This is a genomic window from Sphingobium sp. Z007 (genome assembly GCF_900013425.1).
Classification (GTDB): Bacteria; Pseudomonadota; Alphaproteobacteria; order Sphingomonadales; family Sphingomonadaceae; genus Sphingobium.
This window is the reverse complement of sequence record NZ_FBXK01000005.1, coordinates 708,056-727,554: the sequence shown is the minus strand read 5'-3', so window position 1 is coordinate 727,554 and position 19,499 is coordinate 708,056. Positions and strand designations below refer to the sequence as shown.

The 19,499-nt window shown below is 64.8% G+C and carries 23 protein-coding genes; 9 read left to right on the top strand and 14 right to left on the bottom strand.

The genetic code is table 11. The features are described 5' to 3' along the window. Window positions 1–67 precede the first annotated feature (67 nt). The 9 genes from CEQ44_RS11505 to CEQ44_RS11465 form a co-directional block, all read right to left on the bottom strand. A complete protein-coding gene (locus CEQ44_RS11505) occupies window positions 68–1,381 on the bottom strand; it encodes a DNA-packaging protein (protein ID WP_088190051.1) in 1,314 nt (437 codons plus the stop codon). A gap of 100 nt (window positions 1,382–1,481) precedes the next feature. Then, on the bottom strand, window positions 1,482–2,801 hold the full coding sequence (locus CEQ44_RS11500; protein WP_088190050.1) for a M28 family peptidase: 1,320 nt from the start codon (window positions 2,799–2,801) through the stop codon (window positions 1,482–1,484). A gap of 181 nt (window positions 2,802–2,982) precedes the next feature. Continuing rightward, window positions 2,983–3,309 carry a hypothetical protein gene (locus tag CEQ44_RS11495; RefSeq protein ID WP_176400435.1) on the bottom strand — a complete coding sequence of 109 codons (327 nt, stop codon included), beginning with the start codon at window positions 3,307–3,309 and terminating at the stop codon, window positions 2,983–2,985. A 126-nt stretch (window positions 3,310–3,435) separates the two neighbouring features. Further along, window positions 3,436–3,723 (bottom strand): hypothetical protein, encoded by a 288-nt coding sequence (locus CEQ44_RS11490; protein ID WP_088185645.1) that lies wholly within the window; start codon window positions 3,721–3,723, stop codon window positions 3,436–3,438. 240 nt (window positions 3,724–3,963) lie between these two features. Then, window positions 3,964–4,596 (bottom strand): hypothetical protein, encoded by a 633-nt coding sequence (locus CEQ44_RS11485; protein ID WP_254913818.1) that lies wholly within the window; start codon window positions 4,594–4,596, stop codon window positions 3,964–3,966. Window positions 4,597–4,684: 88 nt separating this feature from the next. Then, on the bottom strand, window positions 4,685–5,332 hold the full coding sequence (locus CEQ44_RS11480) for a glutathione S-transferase family protein (RefSeq protein WP_088185644.1): 648 nt from the start codon (window positions 5,330–5,332) through the stop codon (window positions 4,685–4,687). A 47-nt stretch (window positions 5,333–5,379) separates the two neighbouring features. Continuing rightward, a complete protein-coding gene (locus CEQ44_RS11475; RefSeq protein WP_088190049.1) occupies window positions 5,380–6,006 on the bottom strand; it encodes a DJ-1/PfpI family protein in 627 nt (208 codons plus the stop codon). 150 nt (window positions 6,007–6,156) lie between these two features. Then, window positions 6,157–6,966, bottom strand: coding sequence for a hypothetical protein (locus tag CEQ44_RS11470; protein ID WP_254913824.1), 810 nt, complete (start codon window positions 6,964–6,966; stop codon window positions 6,157–6,159). A 168-nt stretch (window positions 6,967–7,134) separates the two neighbouring features. Then, window positions 7,135–7,377: a hypothetical protein gene (locus tag CEQ44_RS11465; RefSeq protein WP_088181863.1), complete on the bottom strand. Its 243-nt coding sequence runs from the start codon at window positions 7,375–7,377 to the stop codon at window positions 7,135–7,137. A gap of 99 nt (window positions 7,378–7,476) precedes the next feature. On the opposite strand from CEQ44_RS11465, the gene CEQ44_RS11460 reads away from it, so the two are divergent. The 6 genes from CEQ44_RS11460 (at window position 7,477) to trmB (ending at window position 12,915) form a co-directional block, all read left to right on the top strand. Next, entirely contained in the window at window positions 7,477–7,998 is a 522-nt protein-coding gene (locus CEQ44_RS11460) for a GNAT family N-acetyltransferase (RefSeq protein ID WP_088181875.1), read from the top strand. 10 nt (window positions 7,999–8,008) lie between these two features. After that, on the top strand, window positions 8,009–8,659 hold the full coding sequence (locus CEQ44_RS11455) for a YqaA family protein (RefSeq protein ID WP_088181862.1): 651 nt from the start codon (window positions 8,009–8,011) through the stop codon (window positions 8,657–8,659). Window positions 8,660–8,664: 5 nt separating this feature from the next. Then, window positions 8,665–10,281, top strand: coding sequence for an apolipoprotein N-acyltransferase (gene lnt, locus CEQ44_RS11450; protein WP_254913817.1), 1,617 nt, complete (start codon window positions 8,665–8,667; stop codon window positions 10,279–10,281). A 57-nt stretch (window positions 10,282–10,338) separates the two neighbouring features. Then, entirely contained in the window at window positions 10,339–11,538 is a 1,200-nt protein-coding gene (gene metK, locus CEQ44_RS11445; protein WP_088181861.1) for a methionine adenosyltransferase, read from the top strand. Between the two features lie 264 nt (window positions 11,539–11,802). Then, window positions 11,803–11,982: a hypothetical protein gene (locus tag CEQ44_RS11440; protein ID WP_088181860.1), complete on the top strand. Its 180-nt coding sequence runs from the start codon at window positions 11,803–11,805 to the stop codon at window positions 11,980–11,982. A 237-nt stretch (window positions 11,983–12,219) separates the two neighbouring features. After that, a complete protein-coding gene (gene trmB / locus CEQ44_RS11435) occupies window positions 12,220–12,915 on the top strand; it encodes a tRNA (guanosine(46)-N7)-methyltransferase TrmB (RefSeq protein ID WP_088181859.1) in 696 nt (231 codons plus the stop codon). Window positions 12,916–12,990: 75 nt separating this feature from the next. Here trmB and CEQ44_RS11430 read toward each other — a convergent pair whose 3' ends face one another. From CEQ44_RS11430 to CEQ44_RS11420, 3 genes are all read right to left on the bottom strand, one after another. Beyond that, the gene (locus CEQ44_RS11430; protein ID WP_088181858.1) at window positions 12,991–13,608 is read right to left on the bottom strand and encodes a DNA-3-methyladenine glycosylase I; all 618 of its coding nucleotides are present in this window, start codon (window positions 13,606–13,608) and stop codon (window positions 12,991–12,993) included. Window positions 13,609–13,740: 132 nt separating this feature from the next. Beyond that, complete coding sequence (locus CEQ44_RS11425; RefSeq protein WP_088181857.1) at window positions 13,741–14,529, bottom strand: SDR family oxidoreductase; 789 nt, start codon at window positions 14,527–14,529, stop codon at window positions 13,741–13,743. After that, a complete protein-coding gene (locus CEQ44_RS11420) occupies window positions 14,526–14,855 on the bottom strand; it encodes a nuclear transport factor 2 family protein (RefSeq protein WP_176400176.1) in 330 nt (109 codons plus the stop codon). Before CEQ44_RS11420 ends, CEQ44_RS11425 begins: the two co-directional genes overlap by 4 nt. Before the next feature lie 96 nt (window positions 14,856–14,951). Between CEQ44_RS11420 and CEQ44_RS11415 the strand changes: the two genes are divergently transcribed. The 3 genes from CEQ44_RS11415 (at window position 14,952) to CEQ44_RS11405 (ending at window position 17,909) form a co-directional block, all read left to right on the top strand. Beyond that, window positions 14,952–15,857: a LysR family transcriptional regulator gene (locus CEQ44_RS11415; RefSeq protein WP_088181855.1), complete on the top strand. Its 906-nt coding sequence runs from the start codon at window positions 14,952–14,954 to the stop codon at window positions 15,855–15,857. A 172-nt stretch (window positions 15,858–16,029) separates the two neighbouring features. After that, the gene (locus CEQ44_RS11410) at window positions 16,030–16,869 is read left to right on the top strand and encodes an oxidoreductase (RefSeq protein WP_088181854.1); all 840 of its coding nucleotides are present in this window, start codon (window positions 16,030–16,032) and stop codon (window positions 16,867–16,869) included. A gap of 59 nt (window positions 16,870–16,928) precedes the next feature. After that, entirely contained in the window at window positions 16,929–17,909 is a 981-nt protein-coding gene (locus CEQ44_RS11405) for an AraC family transcriptional regulator (RefSeq protein ID WP_217894973.1), read from the top strand. A gap of 187 nt (window positions 17,910–18,096) precedes the next feature. Here the strand turns inward: CEQ44_RS11405 and CEQ44_RS11400 are convergent, their stop codons facing one another. Both CEQ44_RS11400 and CEQ44_RS11395 read right to left on the bottom strand, forming a co-directional pair. Beyond that, window positions 18,097–18,948: an SDR family NAD(P)-dependent oxidoreductase gene (locus CEQ44_RS11400; protein WP_088181852.1), complete on the bottom strand. Its 852-nt coding sequence runs from the start codon at window positions 18,946–18,948 to the stop codon at window positions 18,097–18,099. 218 nt (window positions 18,949–19,166) lie between these two features. Further along, on the bottom strand, window positions 19,167–19,472 hold the full coding sequence (locus CEQ44_RS11395; RefSeq protein WP_088181851.1) for a putative quinol monooxygenase: 306 nt from the start codon (window positions 19,470–19,472) through the stop codon (window positions 19,167–19,169). Window positions 19,473–19,499: the final 27 nt, after the last annotated feature.

The following is a 19,499-nucleotide window of genomic DNA, read 5'->3' as shown; positions in this document are numbered from 1 at the left end:
ATCCAGGCGGACGGGCGACGGCCGGCCAGCGGGCAGGGAGCGAAACCGGGGGTCCATCCGCCATCCCTTACATCTCCCGCACCCGCGCCTCACCCCTCTTCCCCAGCATCAACTCGCTCAGCGCCCACACCAGCGCGTCGGCCCGATCGGGCGATCGCCCCGGCCCGACATAGCCGCCCCCCGCGATCAACCCGCACATCTCGTCCTCCAGCGCCGGGAAAGCCCCGCGATGCATCACTCGCCCCGCCTCATAAAGCGCCGCCACCGGCTCGGCCCGCGCCGCCTTGCCCCGGCTCGCATGGACCAGCTTCACCGGCATCGCCGCCTCCGCCGCACGCAGCACGCTTTCCACCATCGCCCCGCCATTATTCGCCTCGGCCACCACTCGATCCGCATCATGGACCAAAGCCGCCGCCGCCACCGCCCGCGCCCAGCCTTCGGGCGACTGGCCCGCCACGCTGGCGTCAGCGATCACATAAGCGCGCCCGTCGCCGCCGACTCCCGCCACCACGATACCGCACGCGTCCCCGCCCGCCGACGCCGGCGGATCGACCGCCACCACGACCCGGCCGAGCGCGCCCGGCACATGCGCGACCCGGCACCGCTCGATCAGATCGCGGCTCCACAAGGCACCTTCCACCTCCTCGATCAGTTCGCCGTCCAGTTCCTGCCGCCCCAGCCGCGTGCCGCCATAGCTCGCCGCCATGGCCTCCACAAAACCATCGGCCAGATGCGCGACATTCTCCGCCGTCCGCCCCCGCGTAACCATAACGTCTGCGCCATCCCGCGCCACCAGCGCCCGCACCAGCGGCACCGGCCGCGGCGTGGTCGTCGCCAGCACTTGCGGCCGCGCACCCAGGCGCAATCCCATCATCAGATTATGCCAGGCCGCCTCGCCGCCCGCCCATTTGGCGATTTCGTCGGCCCAGCCATGGCTGAACTGCGGCCCGCGCAGCCCCTCCGGCTCGGCCGCGCCGAACAGGCTCGCCACCGCGCCATTGGGCCAGGTCAGCTTGCGCAGCGCGGGCGCATAGGCCGGCCGGTTCCACCAAGGCGCAACCGCCAGCAGGCCCGACGCTCCCTCTACCATCACGCTGCGCGCCTCGCCCAGCGTCGCGCCGACCAGCGCGATCCGCGCCTGCGGATCGGCCTCGGCAATCCCTCGCACCCATTCCGCCCCGGCCCGCGTCTTGCCAAAGCCGCGCCCCGCCATCATCAGCCAGATGCGCCAGTCGCCCGGCGGCGGTAATTGCGCCGGTCGCGCCAGATACAGCCATTCCCGCTCCAGCCGCTCGGCCGCCGCCCCGTCCAGCCGCTTCAATATCGCCGCCCTGGCCCGCCCATCGTCCTTCGCCAGAAAAACCTGATCCGAAACCTCCATCGCGCTCCCCTGCCAACCGCCCGTCCACAGACATGAAATCCGCAGACACAAAAAAGGCCGCCCGAAAGCGGCCTTCCCAAAAATCTCCGTGCGACCCTCTCTACTTGCGCGGCGCCATCCCGCCAAAGGTCACCAGACTCTCCGCCCCATCCTTGCCCACCGCCGCCACGCCGATGAAATGATCGTCCACGACGATATCCTTCAGCACCGTCTCGGTCGCGCCGGTCACCATCCGGCTCTCCGTCCAATCCTGCGCATCGGCTCGTCGCCAATAAACCTTATAGCCAACCGCCCCCGGCACCGCGTCCCAGAACACCCGCGTATCCATCGACAGAGCCCCGTCCAGCGACACGCTCGCAGGCGCCGTCGGCGCATCCGCCAACTGCCGCAAAGCCGCGACATTCAAAGCCGTCACCTTCGCGAGATAGGGAAAATCCATCCCCTCGACCGTGTCGCCATAGACCCGGCCATTCTCGGTCCGCAGATCCTGATGCTGCCGGTCGTAATTCTCGATCCCCACTGAAAAGCGCACCGCGGGAAAGCCCAAATCCAGGAAGGGCGAATGATCCCCACCCCGCCCGAACCGGTCGAAACGCCGCACCGCAAACACATCCAGCCCAATCTGCGGATTAGCCTCCGCAATCCCGTCGATCTTTTTCGCCAGCGCCCGCGAAGGCCCGTCATCCTCGCCGCCGATCGCCCGCCGCGTCGCACTCGCCTTGGCGTCGTCGCCCGCGCGCATCCCCTCGGAAAACACCCGCACCCGATCGGCAACAACATGCCCATTCTGACCGACCGTATTACCGACGATATCGTTGTTCAGCATCGCGCGCACCTGCCAGCCGCGCGCCTTGGCCGTCGCCGCCAGCAACTTGCCGCCCCACAGCCCCTGCTCCTCGCCCGACAGCAGCGCATAGACGATCGTCCCGTCGAACTTTTCGCCCGCCAGCACCCGCGCCGCCTCGATCACCAGCGCGCTGCCCGACGCATTGTCGTTGGCGCCCGGCGCATCGCTGGTCACGTTCATGACGTCGGTCACCCGGCTGTCGATATGCCCGGCGACGATCACGACCTGATTTGGATCACCGGTCCCCTTCTGGATCGCCAACACATCGACCACCTCGACCCCATCGGGCGCGCGCGGCCCGGTAAAGCGATCCGCGATCGTCTCGACGGTCAGACAGCCACCACAACCCTTGGCGATCTTCGCAAACTCCGCTGCCCCCCACCGCCGCGCCGCGCCAATGCCGCGCTTGGGATCGGTCGCCGACGATAAAGTATGGCGCGTGCCAAAGCTGACCAATGTCTCCACCGTCGCCTTCATCCGCACCGGATCGGGCGCGCGGCTCTGCGCAACGGTCTGGGCGGATGCCAGCATGGGAAATAGCGCGGCAGCGGTCAGGAGCATCATCTTTGTCATATGCTCTGATCTACCGCCTCTTACACATCTGTAAAGCGCGCCCCGAAATTCTCGCAACCGCAACGCACACCCTCTCCCTTGCGGGGAAGAGGGCTGCGAAGACTTGGCAGCGTGCTGCCTGGTCGAAGCCGGGAGCGAGGGGGAAGCCACCTATCGGATCGGCCATCCCTCCTGCGCCAAATCAATCCCTCCGACTGGTCACCTTCGCCGTGCCGTCGCGCAATATCTGGATCAGATGCGCGCTGCCATTGTCGCATTGCGCCTTCCATCCGCGCACACCAGGAGTGATCTCGGCCCGCTCCGATCCGGTCACGCTGGGGCAGGCCGCTCCGCTCGCGCGGATCGCCTTCTCGAACACGCCGTTGCGCAACTCGTCGTCCAGCTTCGACACCGCCGCCGTCGCGCCGGTTTCCGCCTCCTGAGCATTATCCGCCGCGACCCGGTCGCCGCCGTCATCGCCGCAAGCCGCCAGCGCCACGGCCAGCCCCAGAACCATCAACCGCCGCATCGCCATTCCTTCATCCGCATCATCCGCCGTCCCTCTGCGCCGACCCGTCCGGCAAATCAATCCATGCAAAAAGGCTCCCCCTGCATACAGGGAGAGCCTTGTCGTCATTCCATTGATCGGGGCCGATTACTCGCCCCCATTATCCTTGACGCCGACGGTCGGAACCTCGACCTGTTCCGTCTTGGTGCCGACCACGACTTCCTTGGAATCGACATCCACCTTGGGCAGGTCACCGCCCTTGACGCTGACTTCGGGCATGTCGCCGCCGCTTACGTCAGCCTTCCAGAAACCGGTGGCGAACAGCACGCCGACGATGGCCAGCGCGACGATCAGGATGATCGCGATCGTGCGACCGCCGCTGCTTTTCTTCACGACGACACGGTCGCCATAGGGATCATTGCGCACTTCAACCATGTTGCTCTCCTCCACAAACTATGCGCCATCGAACGGGTGCGGCAACGCTTTGTTCCGGCTGAGACACATTCGCAACGGAATGGCTGATCCAGGTTAGACGGATAATCCATCGCTTGGCGCGGCAAGGGGTGGGAGCCCGGCAGTGGGGACTGTTAGGCCGGGCTCCCTCTTCCATAACGGCGCAGCCGTCATCCTGTTGATTAGACATTGGTCTAATACAGACCTTTATTCCACCGCCGCCTATTCCACCGCCACCCGTCTTCGCCCGATCGCCCCCAGCACATCCTTCACCCGCGCGATCGCGTCCGGGCTGTCGGGCCGCCCCGCCTCGCCCTGCGCCACGCGGCGCTTGTCCACCCGGTCGCGGTGCAGCGTCAGCAGGCGCAGCGCCACGGTCAGGTTGCGCGTCCGCTTGATCTTGCGCCCCTTCACCGCGCCCTCGCCATCCAGCGTCAATTCCTCGACCTCGCTGCCGAACAGCACCTCGCGCATCAACAGCGCCTCAATCTCGGCATAGCCGACGTCCAGCGCCTCGTCCCAGGCACGGCCGAACCCGGCGTCGCTCTGCCGTCGGCGATAGGCGCTGGCCCGGCACATGCCCGCCTCCCGCGCCGCCTCGCTGGCGTTACATGTCTCGGCCAGCGTCTCCAGAAACCGCCGCTCTTTTACCTTGGTCCAGCCGTCCTTGCGCACCCGGCCCTTCTGCGCCCGCGCCGTCCCGCCCACGCGCTGCCGCCGCGCCACCAGTCCCGTCTGCTGCGGCATCTGCCGCTCCGGCCGCGCGCCCCTATCCGCCCCCATATCCGCTCCCTCGTCGCCCCGCTCCGCCCCCGCCACGCAAAAGGGGCCAGTCCATCGGACCAGCCCCTTCACCCTCGCCGCCTTGGCGACTCACATTTTTCCACTGTGCCAATCTCTGCCAGATCAGCGTGACGATGTCAATAATAATGTTCCAAATAGGTTATTTTTGCATCATCGCCTGAACCGTCGCCGCTTCCAGCGCCATCGCCGCCGCCACGCTCGGCCGCGCCTTGACCCGCTCCAGCCAGGCCGCGACCCTGGGCCAGCGATCCGCCGTCAGCCCGTCGGAACAATAGCCCACATTGATGACCGGGCACGCCGCCGCCAGGTCCGCCAGGGTGAAGCGATCCGCCACCAGCCAGCCGCTTTCCGGCAGAACATCCTCCAGATAGTCATAGATAGCCGGCATTTCCTCCGCCTCGGCTGCGTCCGCCGCCGCCAGGTCCGGCTCACGCTTCAATGCTTTGGCGACCACACGGTTGAAGAATATCTTCTGCCCGATCGGCTGCACCACCGTATCGCCGAACTCCTCATACCATATCGTCCGCGCCCGCGCCTTCGGCTCAGCCGGGATCATCTCCTCGCCGGGATGCAAAGCATCCATATAGGTGATGATCGCGGTCGAATCGCACAGCAGGAAATCGCCATCTTCCAGTGCCGGTATCTTGCCGAAGGGCGATCCCTTCCTATAGCCTTCCGCGCCCCGGCCGAACCCCGCCGTCTGCACCTCGACCGCGATCCCCTTTTCCGCGGCGAACACGATCACCTTGCGCACAAAGGGCGACGGCCGCGCGCCATGAATGATCATATCGTCTCTCCTCCTGTCATCGGGTCGGTCGCGGCGATCATGCCAATTCAGTATCGAATTGCAACTTTTTCTTTTGCCGCCTGCGCCAGGAAAGGCGCGACCACGCTCATCACCCGCGCCACCGTCTCCGCCTTCTCGCCCACCGGCGCGACATAGTCGATCACATTCCGCGCCGCCGCCTCGCCAGCGCCAACCGCAATCGCCCAGGCGCTCAGATAATGCGCCGCCATGCATCCGCCCGCGGTCGCCACCGGCCCATGCGCCACGAACGGCGCGTCGATCACCCGCACCCCCGTTTCGATCACCCAGGGCTTGCTCGTCACATCGGTGCAAACGGGCAGGTCGCCAATCAGCCCCAGTTTCGCCGGGATCAGCGCGCCTGAACATTGCGCGCCGATGATCTGCCGGGCGGGGTCCAGCACGATCCGCGTCATCAGTTTCGCATCCGAAACGACTTCCCGCGTCCGCACTCCGCTGCCGATCAGAACGACATCGGCTTGCGAAGCAAATTCCAGCGGCTGCTGCACATCGACCCGCACTCCATTCATCGACGTGACGGACTGCCCCGGCCCGCAGATGTCCGCGCGCCAGCCCGGCACCCGATTGAGCAGCGCCAACGCCACGAAACTGTCCAGTTCGTTGAACCCGTCGAACGTCAAAACCGCAACCCGCATCGCGCGCCTCGCTATAAACCTTCGTCATTGCGAGCGCAGCGAAGCAATCCAACGGTGCTCCATGGATTGCTTCGCTGCGCGCGCAATGACGGCATCTATAGAGGCTGGCGCAATCCGCCGCGCGATCCGCTCCCGCGCAATTGGCACCGTTCAGAATTGCGGCCCGGCGACCCCCGGCGCGAGAGGCTTGGGCTGAGGTATCGAGCCAGACCCGGCGTCATATCCAGGCCCCGGCTCGGCCCCGGCGCTGTTCCCCGGCCCCGCCCCGCCAGGCGCCATAGTCCGCGTATAGTCGATCCGTATCCGCACCCAACTGCCCACCATCGGCTTGCCATTGACCCGCGGCGGCCGCACCAGGAACTGCCAGGCCGCCAGCCGCACCGCCTTGGCAAAGCCCGACCCCAGCGGCGCCTCGCCCAGCGTCTGGCAATTTTCGACATGATAATGATCGACCGTCTTGCACGCCACCAGACCATAGCCCCGCGGGGGCGCATTGGACGGCAGGTAGGTCGACAATTCCGCATGGGTCGGCCGCCGATACCATTCCGCCTCGAACAACTGCACCCCGCCCGGCCCTTCGCCCGGCCCGGCCACCGCCGCGCTGTCGCCCTTGCCCTGCCCCGCGCCCTGCCCGCCCTTGGGCAGGTTGCCGATATCGGCCGACGCCATCTGCTCGCGGCTGAGCGTCAGGAAGGGGAAGGGCGATGGCGGCTGCTCCGCGGGCTTCTCGACCGGGATCGGCGGGCGCACGACCGGATCGGCGTGCTTCTGCGGCGCGGCATTATTCTCTTCGCGCTTTTCCGCTTTCTCCGCCTTGGCCTGTTGCTGCTCGGTCTGCTTCCCCGTCTCGACGTCGAACGTCACCGGCAACCGGTCGTCCTGCTTGGGCGGCTCCATGTTCGGCGACAAAGTGAACAGCGCCAGCAGCATCAACAGGTTCAGCACCAGCGCGAACGCCATGCCGCCTGCGCGCTGCCGCACCTTGTCCCACGGAATCGCGGCAACCCGGAAAATATTATGCAATGTCAAACGCGCCGACCAAAAGGACTCTATGGGATAAGTCCATGCCCAGACGACGCCGGACAATCAACCCCGTCGGTCGAACGGCCGCAGGCCCTCACCCCATAATCAGCACACATCCTCTTCGCGCACCACCGGCCGGCTTTCCCGCGTCGCGCGCATCCGGCTCGTCTTGTCGTCCTCATCGCTGGTCAGCACGACATGATCGTCATGCACCTCCAGCAGCACGCCCGCGAAAGGAAACCCGTCCAGGCTGCCCGTCACCCGGTAACTGACCGGATCGCCAACCTTGAAGGTCGCGGGATCGGTGTTGAAGGTGAAGGGACAACCGCCCTCGCCCATGCCCTGCATATCGTCTCTCCTTTGCCGCCATAATATCCGCCCGCGCCGCCCGATCAACCGGCGCAATATGTCTGCCCAAGCCATTGCCGGATCGCTATGGGCAAGCCCATGGACATCCGCCTCGCCACCCCCGCCGACCTGCCCGCGCTCCATCGCGTGATAGAGCGCGCCTATCGCGGCGACTCCGCCCGCGCCGGCTGGACCTTCGAATCCGACCTGCTCAGCGGCCCGCGCACCAGCCTGGATACACTCGGCATGATCCTCGCCAGCCCTGCCGAACGGCTGGTCGTCGCGCTGGATGCCGGGGAAATGCCGATCGGCTGCGTCCAGATCACGGACAAGGGTGCCGGCATCGCCTATCTCGGCTTGCTCTGCATCGATCCGGCGCGCCAGGCCGGGGGCCTTGGCCGCCGCCTCATCGCCGCGGCGGAGGATCATGCCGCCCGCCTCTTTACCGCCAACCTCATGGAAATGACCGTGATCGACAGCCGCACCGAACTGATCGCCTGGTATCAACGCCGCGGCTATGCCCCGACCGGCGAGGTGCGCTCCTTCCCGATCCCGCTCGATCCGCCGCTGGCGATGGTGGTGCTGGCAAAAGCGCTGGCGACCCGAAACGATCTCGGCTAGGTCGCGGCCCATGCTTACCAGGCTCTACCAATGGACGTTGGCGAAGGCCGCGCACCGCCATGCCGAACGCTGGCTTTTCGCCGTCAGCTTCATGGAATCGAGTTTCTTTCCAATCCCGCCCCATCCGCTGCTCGGCCTTATGTGCCTTGCCAGGCCGGAACGCGCGCTGCGCTTCGGCTTCATCTGCACCCTGGCCTCGGTGCTGGGCGGCATGCTGGGCTACGCCATCGGCCATTTCCTCTATGAGGCACTCGGCCAGCAAATCCTGACCGCGCTCGGCCTCGCCGCCAAATTCCCGGTCGCGGCCTGCTATCTGCGCGATTACGGCGCGGAAATCATCCTCATCAAGGGCGCGACGCCCATCCCGTTCAAACTCATCACCATCACGGCGGGTTTCGTCGGCCTGTCGCTCTTCACCTTCCTGTGGGCCAGCATCGTCAGCCGCGCCTTCCAGTTCATGCTGGTCGGCTTCCTGTTCTGGAAATTCGGCCGCCCGATCAAGGCGTTCATCGAAAAATATCTCGCCTGGCTCTCCGCTCTCTTCCTGGTCCTGATCGTCGGCGGCTTCCTCGCCGCGTCGATGCTGACCGGCGGCGTGAAGAAGGATGACAAATGCAGCCACGCCACCATGGCGACCCTGAATGTGACGGGCGCCCGATAACGCCCATGCGCGCGCTGCTTGCCATGGTCGCCGCCCGTCCGAAACTGGCCGCGCTGCTCGCCGGCTTGCTGTCGGCCGCCGGCTTCGCGCCGCTTAACCTCTGGCCCGTCACCCTTGCCTGCCTGGCCGCGTTGATCGTCCTGATCGAACAGGCCCCCGACCGCCGCGCCGCCTTCACCCGCGGCTGGCTGTTCGGCGTCGGCCATTTCACCCTGGGCCTCAACTGGATCGCCCACGCCTTCACCTTCCAGGATTCGATGCCGCACTGGTTCGGCTATGGCGCGGTGATCCTGCTCTCGCTCTACCTTGCGGTCTTCCCCGGCTTCGCGACGCTAGGCGCATGGTGGCTGGATAGACAACTCCCCTCCCGTTTACGGGAGGGGCAGCGAGACTTGGCGGCTCTGCCGCCTAGTCGCAGCGGGGTGGGCACAAAGGCGACGTTCACTCTCCTCCTCGCCGCCACCTGGATCGCCACCGAATATTTGCGCGCGACCCTCTTCACCGGCTTCGCCTGGAACCCGCTGGGCGCAGTCCTCCTCCCAACCGGCCTTGGTATAGCCGCGACCCTCATCGGCACCTACGGCCTCGGCGCGCTCACCATCTTGGCCGCCGCCGCCATCCTCTTCATCGCGCGCCGCCAGTACCGCCCCGCCGCGATCCTCGCCGCCCCGCTTCTCGCCCTCGCTCTTTGGGGCCTCCTCTCCCTCGCCCCCATCACGCCCCCCGGCGCGCCCCGCATCCGCATCGTCCAGCCCAATATCGGCCAGGACGAGAAATACTCCGTCGAACTCGAACAGGCGCATTTCCGCACTCTCGCTGCCTTGTCCGGCACGCCGCGCCCCGCCCCGCGCCTGATCTTCTGGCCCGAAGCGGCCATCCCCGCCTATCTCGACATGGAACCCGACTGGCGCGCGCGCCTTGCGGGCCTGCTCGGCCCCGGCGACCTGCTGATGACCGGCGCGACCAAAGTCTATTTCAAGCCCGACCCGGACAGCCCGATCGGCGAATCCAAACTCGCCGGCGCGAACAACAGTCTGTTCATCGTCACCCCCGACGCCCGCCTGCTCACCCGCTATGACAAGGCGCATCTGGTCCCCTATGGCGAATATCTGCCCATGCGGTCCATCCTCCAGCCGATCGGCCTCTCGCGCCTCGTCCCCGGCGACGCGGATTTCTGGCCCGGCCCCGGCCCGCAAAGCCTGGCGCTCCCCGCCACGCTCGGCCGCCCGGACCTGAAAATGGGCGTGCAGATCTGCTACGAGATCATCTTCTCCGGCCACGTCATCGACGCGAAGAACCGCCCGGCCTTCCTTTTCAACCCCTCCAATGACGCCTGGTTCGGCAGCTGGGGGCCAGTCCAGCACTTGGCCCAGGCCCGCCTCCGCGCGATAGAGGAAGGCATCCCCATCATCCGTTCTACCCCCACCGGCGTCTCGGCGATCATCGACGCGCGCGGCCATGTCGTCCACGCGCTCGGCCTCGACCGCGCCGGGTTCCTCGACTCCGGCCTGCCCGCCGCGCTCCCGCCCACGCTCTTCGCGCGGCTCGGCAACTGGGCGTCCGGCCTGCTGATACTCATCCTGTTCGGCGCGGCTCTTGCCTTGCGCAAAGGCAAAAGCTAACAGGCACATAAAGTTTTCTTTATGTCCTTTCGTCCGCCCATGTCTTACGGGAGTCTTATGCGCAACCAATTCCTCTTCACCTCGGAATCCGTGTCCGAAGGCCATCCCGACAAGGTCGCCGACCAGATTTCCGACTCGATCGTCGATCTGTTCCTGTCGAAAGACCCCGAAGCCCGCATCGCCTGCGAAACCCTGACCACGACCCAGCTGGTCGTCCTGGCCGGCGAAATCCGCTGCAAAGGCGTCTATGAAGACGGCGCCTGGGCGCCCGGTGCCAAGGAAGAGATCGAGGCCACCGTCCGCGAAACGGTCAAGCGCATCGGGTACGAGCAGGACGGCTTCCACTGGCAGACCTTCCGCTTCGAAAACAACCTGCACGGCCAGTCCGCACACATCGCGCAGGGCGTCGATGAAAGCGGCAACAAGGATGAAGGCGCCGGCGATCAGGGCATCATGTTCGGCTATGCGTCGGACGAAACCCCCGATCTCATGCCCGCCACCCTCTATTACAGCCACAAGATCCTGGAACGCATGGCCGCCGACCGCCATGCCAAGGTCGTGCCCTTCCTGGAACCGGACGCCAAGAGCCAGGTGACGCTCGAATATATCGATGAAAAGCCGGTCCGCGCGACCGCGTTGGTCGTCTCCACCCAACACGCCGCAGGCATGGACAATGACGACAGCCGCGCGGAACTGCGCGCCTATGTCAAGGGCGTGATGGCCGATGTCCTGCCCGAAGGCTGGCTACCCGGCGACGAAGCCATCTACGTCAACCCGACCGGCCTGTTCGAAATCGGCGGCCCCGACGGCGACGCCGGCCTCACCGGGCGCAAGATCATCGTCGATACCTATGGCGGCGCCTCGCCCCATGGCGGCGGCGCGTTCAGCGGCAAAGACCCGACCAAGGTCGACCGCTCGGCCGCCTATGTCACCCGCTATCTGGCGAAGAACATCGTCGCCGCCGGCCTCGCCCGTCGCTGCACGATCCAGCTGAGCTACGCCATCGGCGTCGCCGAACCGCTTTCGCTCTATGTCGATCTGCACGGCACCGGCACGGTGGACGCCGCCGCGATCGAGGCGGTCCTGCCGACCCTCGTGCGCCTGACGCCCAAGGGCATCCGCACGCATCTCGGCCTCAACAAGCCGATTTACCAGAAGACCGCCGCCTACGGCCATTTCGGCCGCACCCCGGAAGGCGACTTCTTCCCGTGGGAAAAGACCGACCTGGTCGACGCCCTTAAAGCGGCGCTCGCCTAACCTCACCCCTCCCGTTTACGGGAGGGGCAGCGAGACTTGGTCCGGCATAGCCCGGCCTAGTCGCAGCGGGGTGGGCACGACCCCACCATCCAATCCCGAAAAGGGCGCCGCAGCACCACGCTCCGGCGCCCTTCTCACATCCCCGCGCCCTGTCCATAAAATGACGAAAAGTTCATTAGGAAAGCCTGCCCTCCCGGCGCATATCGCCCTTGTCGGGTTCGCCACCCCTGTCGGACCCGACACCCCTCCCCAAAGAGGCTCCCCATGACAAAGATGGTTGCCACCGCCCTCCTCGGTCTTGCTTTGATCGTCGGCCACGCGGCTCCCGCATTGGCCGCCCCCTGCAAGGACGCGAAGGGCAAGTTCGTCACATGCGCCCCCAAACCGCCCGTCAAAAAGCCGGTCTGCAAGGACGCCAAGGGCCGTTTCATCAAGTTCAGATGATCTGACGAATGATGGCGGCGGGCGGCTTTCAGCCATGCCCCGTCGAAACCGGCGACGCGCCTCCTCCGCGTTTGCCGCCAACCATTTTTCATTCTGCCCCCTCCCGCGACCCTGCCTGCACGGAAGGAATTCGGGAGGGGGCAGTTTTACGCGCCTGGCACCCTTCGTCGCGCAACAGCACATCGCCCAGGCCTCCCCGCTTGCCCTCTCCACCCCGTCCGGCTATCGGCGCGTCCCATGACAGCGCATAAATCCGGCGACCCCACGACCCTCAACCGCCTCTACGGCCGCCAGTCGGGGCATAAGCTGCGCCAGGGCCAGCAGGAACTGGTGGACACCCTCCTGCCCGCCATCGCCGTGCCGGAAGAGGGCGAGATCACCGCCGCAGGCCTCTTCGGTTATGATCGCCCGCTCCATTTCGAAATCGGTTTCGGCGGCGGCGAACATATGGCCCATCGCGCCGACATGCTCCCCGATCATGGCTTCATCGGCGCCGAACCCTTCTTGAACGGCGTCGTCACCGCGCTCGGCCATGTCCGCGACCAGGCGCTCGGCAATGTCCGCCTCCACATGGGCGACGCGCTCCAGGTCCTGTCTCGCATCCCCGACGGCGCGCTCAGCTTCGTCTACCTCCTCCACCCCGATCCCTGGCCCAAGGCGCGCCACGCCAAGCGCCGCATGATGAACCCCGGCCCGGTCGCGATGATCGCGCGCAAACTCAAGCCCGGTGGCGAGTTCCGCTTCGGCACCGACCATCCGGTCTATCTGCGCTGGGCGCTGATGGTGATGAACGGCCATCCCGATTTTGAATGGCTGGCCAGCGAGCCGAAGGATTTCCAGACCCGCCCCGGCGGCTGGCCCGAAACCCGCTATGAGGCCAAGGCCCGCCGTATCGGCCACGAAGTCTGGTATATGAAATTTCGCCGCCGATAGAGCCTAGTTCAGCGGATTCACGATTTATCGCATATCATCAATATATTGAAACGCCGGTTCGTGCTTATCCGGTGATTACTTTTCTCTGGCTGGGTCATAAGGTTTTTTGCTTTCTATCGCAGTGGAGGGCTCCATCTGGCGTCGAAAACAACCGAGAGAATGGTCGTTGACTATGCCGACCGCCTGCATCCACGCGTAGGTGATGGTCGGCCCGACGAACTTGAAGCCGCGCCGCTTCAATTCCTTGGAGACTGTCTCGGACAGGGGGGTGCTCGCAACCCAACTCGCGCCGTCACCCAGGATAGGCGCGCCTCCAGTGAAGGACCAGCAAAATGCCGAGAAGTCCTCACCACGATCCTGCATGTCGCAGTAGATTTGCGCGCCCTTGATCGTGGCTTCGATTTTGGCCCGCGCACGCACGATGCCTGGGTCCGCCATCAACCGCTCAATATCCCGCTCGTCAAAAGCGGCGACCCTGGCTGGATTGAAATCCGCGAAGGCGGCCCGAAAGGCATCACGTTTGCGTAGAATGATGATCCAGGCAAGCCCCGCCTGGAACCCCTCCAGCATGAGCATTTCCCACAGCATCCGTGGGTCTCGCTGTGGCACGCCCCATTCGGCATCATGATAGTTCCGCATTAGCAGGTCGTCTTGGGCCCAGCTACAGCGCTCGCGGGATGAAGTGTCAGGCATGCTTAGGCCTTTCTTTCAATCGTCGCCAACCCTTGCCGCCTAACCGTATCGGCAGTCCGCAACGACTTATCCATTGGCGAAAGAAGGCTGGCTCCCGGCGTCCGCCTTGGCACAAACGCCGAGAGGCCAGCCTCATACCGTGCTGATCGTGCCGCCGTCGATGACGAATTCAGCGCCGTGGATCGCAGCAGCGCGGTCTGCGGCGAGATAGGCGATAAGGTCGGCCACCTCTTCAGGTTCGGCTCCCCGCCCGATCGAGATTCCGCCCAAGGCATCCAGCACGGACTGACGCGCGTCTTCGATCGTGCCGCCATTGGCTGCCTGAAGCATTCCCAGAAAGTCTCCAGTGGCCCCCGTCATGATCCAGCCGGGCGAGACGGCGTTGACCCGCACGCCCTTGGGACCGAGTTCCTTCGAGAGCGACTTGCTGTAGGTCCTGAGCGCGGCCTTGGCAGCCGCATAGCCGGTCGTGGATTCGGGGAGCGGCAGCACGGACTGGATCGACGTAACGTGCACCACGACGCCCTGGCCCCGCTCCAGCATCTGCGGGATCAGCAGGCGATCGAGGCGGACCGTCGCCAGCAAGTTGAGGTTCAGCTCGGCAAGCCAGTGTTCGTCCGTCAAAGCTGCGAAGCCACCCGCTGGCGAAGCCGAGCCACCGACGACATGGGCGAGAATGTCGATGCCGCCCAGCCGCTCGATCGCCGCCCTGGCCAGCGCTTCGCCGCCCTCTGGTGTGGTCAGGTCCGCCTCCACATATTCGACGCCCTCGATGGTGTCCCTGATCGCCCGGGCGGCGGTGATGACTCGCGCTCCGCCGGCGAGGAATCGCTCGACCGTCGCACGGCCAAGACCCTTGGTGCCACCGCTGACGAGCACGCGCTTGCCGGCGAACTCGGTGGGATCTGCCTTGATGCTCATACCGTGGTCTCCAGCATCTTGATGGCGCCGTTCGCCAGTGTGAAGCGATAAGTGAAGCGGAGCGGGCTGCCTGGGAAGTCGCCATGAGCGGGGCCCTCGACGACGACGTCGCCGCCCTCGTCCCGAACCGTATCAGGCGTGAAGATCGCCTTTACCGGGATCACTTCTTCCTCGAACAGCTGGCGGATTGCCGCCTCTCCCGTGAAACGCTTGCCGTTGTCGATGAAGACAGCGTCGCGCAGGAAGGGCTTCAACATGCCGTCGATATCGAGGCGGGCGTTTGCTTCGATATAGCGGGCGATCGGCGTGGGTAGGTTCATTGACATGTTCGTCTCCTCGGCGGTGATGAGGCTTATGTAGCGATGGACTTTTCGCCTGATAATCGAGACAAACCGGCACGAGGTATTGCGGAGAACGGGATAATGAATCGCCATTCGCTGATCGAGTTAGAAGCAGTGCTGGCCATCGTTCGGTGCGGGTCTTTCCGCGCGGCGGCGCTCGACCTCGGCATGTCAACCACGGCCATCAGCAACGCCGTGGGCAAGCTAGAGCGGGATCTTGCCGTGCGGCTGTTCAATCGCACCACGCGCAGCGTCTCGCTCACCCATGCGGGGCGGATTTTCGTCGCACAGATCAAATCAGCGCTTGAAGACATCCAAAAGGCGATGAACACGGCGCGCTCCCAGCAGGAGACGCCGTCCGGCACTTTGCGCATCAATGCTTTCGCGACGGCGGCGCGCGAAATCATGGCGCCACTCGTGCTGACCTATCTGCAGCGCTATCCGCAGGTTCATATCGACCTTGTCACCGAAGGGCGGCTTGTCGATGTCGTCGCGGCGGGCTTCGATCTGGGCGTGCGCAGCGCGGATCTGGTGCCCAGCGATGCGATCGCCATATCGCTGGGTAAGATGCGCCGCATGGCCGTTGCCGCATCCCCCGCGTTTTTCGAAAATAGGGCTATCCCACAAGTGCCGCAGGAGCTGCTTACTTACCCCTGCATTTGCGGGCGGCTTCCCAATGGCGCATTGCTCCGATGGCGGTTCGAGAAGGACGGCGACGAGCTGCTGATCGACGTCGAGGGCCCGATCACGCTTGACGAGTCGTCGCTCGCGCGGATCGCGGTAACGAACGGCGTTGGTATCGGTTACTTCATGGAAGCCGACGTCCGCGAGGACATCGCAGCGGGTCGGCTCATCCGCATTCTCGAAGACTGGACACCGCCGCTTGTCCCGCTGTGCCTCTATTACTCCAATCGGCGCAATTCCTCTGCGGCCTTCCAAGCCTTTATCGCGCTCGCGCGCGACTTCGCCGCCGGGCGGCTCACATAGTCCTCAGCCTGCTGGTCCGCGTTCGGGCCGCGCTGCATGATCGCCCGGGCTCAAAGATGGCGTAATCTGCGTAAAAGCTGGCGCCTTCTGTCAATGTCGCGGATCCCGCGCTGACCTATCTTTCATACACAAGGAAGGACGTACTTCCTCGAACAAGGAAAGAAGGTGACACATGTTCGATCGCAACAAAAAATCCGCTCTCGTGACGGGTGCCTCATCCGGCATGGGCAAGGAAATCGCAAAGCGGCTGATTGCCGACGACTACCAGGTCTATGTGGCTGCCCGGCGTGTGGCCGAGATGGATGACCTGAAGGCGCTCGGGGCGTATCCGCTCCGCATGGACATCGCCAGCGAAGCCGATATCGTTGCCGCGGTCGATGTGATCCTGGCGCAAACCGGTGGCGTCGACGTGCTGGTCAACAATGCAGGCTTTGGTCTGTATGGGCCGATGGAGGAGATCGGTTTGGACGAGGCGCGCTACCAATTCGAAGTGAACGTCTTCGGCCCCGGTCGGCTGACGCAGCTGTTGCTGCCGGCGATGCGCGCGAAGAAGGCGGGCCGGATCATCAACATCACGTCGATGGGCGGCAAGATCTATACCCCGCTCGGCAGTTGGTATCACGCCACCAAGCATGCGCTGGAAGGATGGTCCGATTGCCTGCGAATCGAACTCGCCCCGCTGGGCATCGATGTGGTCGTGATCGAACCCGGCTTGATTGAAACCGGGTTTGGCGATGTGGTGGCGGATAGCCTGCTGAAGCGCTCCGGCACCGGGCCTTATGCTGGTCTGACCCGCGCCGTCGCGGCCGGAACCCGCGACACCTACGGAAAGGGACGCACCAGCCACCCGCGCGTGATCGCGAATGTCGTCGGCAAAGCCGTTGCCGCCGCCCGTCCGCGCACCCGCTACGTCCGGGGCAAGTTCGGCGCGCTGCTGATCGCGATGCGCACTTGGCTGGGCGACCGCATGTTCGATCGCATCATCCTCGGCCAATTGCCGAAGGGAGCCTGAGCGCCATGCGACCTGCTCCCGCCGACCGGTGCAAAGTGCCCCACGGACTGTGGAATGCGGTGGAGGCGATCGGCATCCCGCCCTCGGCGTTGCTGCGCCAGGCGCGGCTACCGGTCACGCTCCCCCAGACCGGGCAAGCGATTACGACCGCGCAGTATTTCGCGCTGATGCGGGCGCTGGAAGCGCTGTCGGGCGATCCTGCCGTCGGCCTGCACATTGTTCGTGGCGCTGACACGGCAGTCCATCCACCGTCCACGCTCGCCGCCTTTTATGCCCGCGATCTGCGCGACGGGCTTGATCGGCTGGCTCGGTTCAAGCGGCTCTGCACGCCGGAGATCCTGGAGGTCACCGAAGGCCTGCATGGGGGACTGCGCAGCAGCTCTGTCGGAATGACTTGGCTTCACGCCAGCGAGGCTGAGCCATCGGCGAGTGTGGATGCGACCTTTTCGACGCTGATGGAACTGGCGCGGCGGGGCACGGTCGCCGACGTGCGCCCCCTGCGCGTTGATCTCGCCCGGCCGGGGCTGCGAAGCGCCGTTCACGAAGCGTATTTCACCGCGCCGGTGCGGCTTGGCGCGCCGCGCAATCTCCTTGTGTTCGACGCCGCCGATCTCGATCGACCGTTTCCAGGTCACAACCCTGAATTGCTCGCCATGCTGACGCCGGCGCTGGGCAGCGAGCTTGAGGAGATGCAGGCGCGGTCGCTCAGCGAGCAGGTGGTCCTCGAACTCAAGCGCAGCCTGCCGAGCGGTCGACCGGACGTAAGCAAAGTCGCCCGTCGAATGGGCATGAGCGAGCGGACGTTGCAACGGCGCATCACCGACGAAGGGCACAGCTTTCGCGAGCTGCTGATCGAAGCCCGGCGGGAGCTCGGACACCGATTTCTCAGCGACGGCGCCATGGAGCTTGACGAGATCGCGTTTCTTCTTGGCTATCAGGATGCGACATCGTTTCACCGTGCCTTTCGCGAATGGGAAGGCGTTACGCCGGCACGTTGGCGGGAACTGCGTGCCGGTGAGGCCACCTTGACGGCGCACTGATCTTGACACCAGAGCAGACCAAAAGTGCGGATTTGGCGTTCGACTTCCTCGGTAACCAGCGCGCTGGATCACTTGGGGTCGGCGAGCGGTACGAGCTTTCGTAGGTGATGCGAACGATCAGACAGGTTATTGCCATTGCTACTTTTGAATGCGGGCGTCAGCAGGAGGACACTGACGCCCTGTTCGTTCACGCAGCAGGGTTGGCAGGTTCGGCCGGGAAATCGGTCGAAACCGAGACTTCGCGCCATTTGCCAAGAATAGCTGCATCGGAGGCATGCTTGGCTTCGATCGCCACTACCGTGTCGCTTCCGAGCGGCAGCCGCACAGGTGGATTAGGGGTGTCGGCAAAATCGATCAGCACCTGCGCAAGCCGTACGGGGTCGCCGGGCTGGTTGTGGTTGAGCCCGGTCGCGACGTTGCGGACGCGGCCAGCGGTCGCGGCATAGTCCTCGATGATCGTCGGGCTGACGCTGAGCGATGTCGCATCAAGGAAGTCCGTACGGAAATACCCAGGCTCGACCACCGTGACATGGATGCCGAGCGGTTCGAGTTCTGCCTGAAGCGCTTCGGAGAGGCCTTCGACCGCGAACTTGGTTGACGAATAGACCCCGAACCCAGCCGCGCCTCGATAGCCGCCGATCGACGAGATATTGAGGATGCGGCCGGACCTGACTTTGCGCATATGCGGCAGCACCGATCGGGTGACGTTGAGCAAACCAAATACATTGGTGCGATAAACCGCCTCGACTTCCGCAGCACTGGCTTCCTCGACTGCGCCCATCAGGCCGAACCCGGCATTGTTGAGCAGCACGTCGATCCCGCCGAATTTTGCAATTGCGACATCAGCGGCCGCGCGGGCCTGGACTTCATCTGTCACGTCGAGAGCAACTGCCAGAAGGTTAGGATGCTCGCCAAAGCGATCGATGATCTGTTGCGGATTGCGGGCAGTGGCCACGACAGCATCGCCCTGCTGCAGTGCGAGTTGGGTGACGAGCGCGCCAAAGCCACGCGATGCGCCAGTGATGAACCAGGTCTTCATGAGTGTAATCCTTTCGCTGTTCGCCGATGACGGTGCGTCCACTCGGCTTGAGCCTTGGAGATACTGCGCACCGATTGGTGGGATAACCCGACGAATATTCCGATCCATGCTGAGCTTGGTTCATCAGTTTGGACGTCAGGCGCATAGAAGGGCCGCGCGGACTAGCCGCACGGCCCTTCGTTGTTGACGGATTGGGTGTTGGATGAGCTACCTGCGTTTCAGCCGTGCGGGTCGATCGCGATGGCGAAGGTAAGTTCCATCTCCTTGGCGAGAAGGTCTGGGAACCGCGCCATCATCGCCTTGGTATAAGGCCGCTCGAAATGGGCATCGAGATCCTCGCGGCTGCGCCAGGTTTCGTACAGAATCCAGACATTGGCATCGTTGAGGTCGCGGTGGAGGACGTAGGCGATCGCGCCTTCCTCCTTCAGCGTCGGGGCGATGAGCTGGCACAGGCCATCGCCCAGTTCTTCTGATGCATACGGCTTGGCGGTGAGACGGGCGATAAGGGTCAATTGCGTGGTCATCGGAAATCCTCTGGTGGGGTCGCTTGC

What these genes read in the sequence shown, in the direction of transcription:
- CEQ44_RS11475 (WP_088190049.1), bottom strand. Translation starts at nt 6,006, where the DNA reads ATGCGGGTTGCGGTTTTGACGTTCGACGGGTTCAACGAACTGGACAGT.
- CEQ44_RS11480 (WP_088185644.1), bottom strand. Translation starts at nt 5,332, where the DNA reads ATGATCATTCATGGCGCGCGGCCGTCGCCCTTTGTGCGCAAGGTGATC.
- CEQ44_RS11455 (WP_088181862.1), top strand. Translation starts at nt 8,009, where the DNA reads ATGCTTACCAGGCTCTACCAATGGACGTTGGCGAAGGCCGCGCACCGC.
- metK (WP_088181861.1), top strand. Translation starts at nt 10,339, where the DNA reads ATGCGCAACCAATTCCTCTTCACCTCGGAATCCGTGTCCGAAGGCCAT.
- CEQ44_RS11495 (WP_176400435.1), bottom strand. Translation starts at nt 3,309, where the DNA reads ATGCGGCGGTTGATGGTTCTGGGGCTGGCCGTGGCGCTGGCGGCTTGC.
- CEQ44_RS11470 (WP_254913824.1), bottom strand. Translation starts at nt 6,966, where the DNA reads ATGGCGTTCGCGCTGGTGCTGAACCTGTTGATGCTGCTGGCGCTGTTC.
- CEQ44_RS11415 (WP_088181855.1), top strand. Translation starts at nt 14,952, where the DNA reads ATGAATCGCCATTCGCTGATCGAGTTAGAAGCAGTGCTGGCCATCGTT.
- CEQ44_RS11420 (WP_176400176.1), bottom strand. Translation starts at nt 14,855, where the DNA reads ATGTCAATGAACCTACCCACGCCGATCGCCCGCTATATCGAAGCAAAC.
- CEQ44_RS11400 (WP_088181852.1), bottom strand. Translation starts at nt 18,948, where the DNA reads ATGAAGACCTGGTTCATCACTGGCGCATCGCGTGGCTTTGGCGCGCTC.
- CEQ44_RS11460 (WP_088181875.1), top strand. Translation starts at nt 7,477, where the DNA reads ATGGACATCCGCCTCGCCACCCCCGCCGACCTGCCCGCGCTCCATCGC.
- CEQ44_RS11410 (WP_088181854.1), top strand. Translation starts at nt 16,030, where the DNA reads ATGTTCGATCGCAACAAAAAATCCGCTCTCGTGACGGGTGCCTCATCC.
- CEQ44_RS11505 (WP_088190051.1), bottom strand. Translation starts at nt 1,381, where the DNA reads ATGGAGGTTTCGGATCAGGTTTTTCTGGCGAAGGACGATGGGCGGGCC.
- lnt (WP_254913817.1), top strand. Translation starts at nt 8,665, where the DNA reads ATGCGCGCGCTGCTTGCCATGGTCGCCGCCCGTCCGAAACTGGCCGCG.
- CEQ44_RS11425 (WP_088181857.1), bottom strand. Translation starts at nt 14,529, where the DNA reads ATGAGCATCAAGGCAGATCCCACCGAGTTCGCCGGCAAGCGCGTGCTC.
- CEQ44_RS11430 (WP_088181858.1), bottom strand. Translation starts at nt 13,608, where the DNA reads ATGCCTGACACTTCATCCCGCGAGCGCTGTAGCTGGGCCCAAGACGAC.
- CEQ44_RS11500 (WP_088190050.1), bottom strand. Translation starts at nt 2,801, where the DNA reads ATGACAAAGATGATGCTCCTGACCGCTGCCGCGCTATTTCCCATGCTG.
- CEQ44_RS11490 (WP_088185645.1), bottom strand. Translation starts at nt 3,723, where the DNA reads ATGGTTGAAGTGCGCAATGATCCCTATGGCGACCGTGTCGTCGTGAAG.
- CEQ44_RS11440 (WP_088181860.1), top strand. Translation starts at nt 11,803, where the DNA reads ATGACAAAGATGGTTGCCACCGCCCTCCTCGGTCTTGCTTTGATCGTC.
- CEQ44_RS11395 (WP_088181851.1), bottom strand. Translation starts at nt 19,472, where the DNA reads ATGACCACGCAATTGACCCTTATCGCCCGTCTCACCGCCAAGCCGTAT.
- trmB (WP_088181859.1), top strand. Translation starts at nt 12,220, where the DNA reads ATGACAGCGCATAAATCCGGCGACCCCACGACCCTCAACCGCCTCTAC.
- CEQ44_RS11465 (WP_088181863.1), bottom strand. Translation starts at nt 7,377, where the DNA reads ATGCAGGGCATGGGCGAGGGCGGTTGTCCCTTCACCTTCAACACCGAT.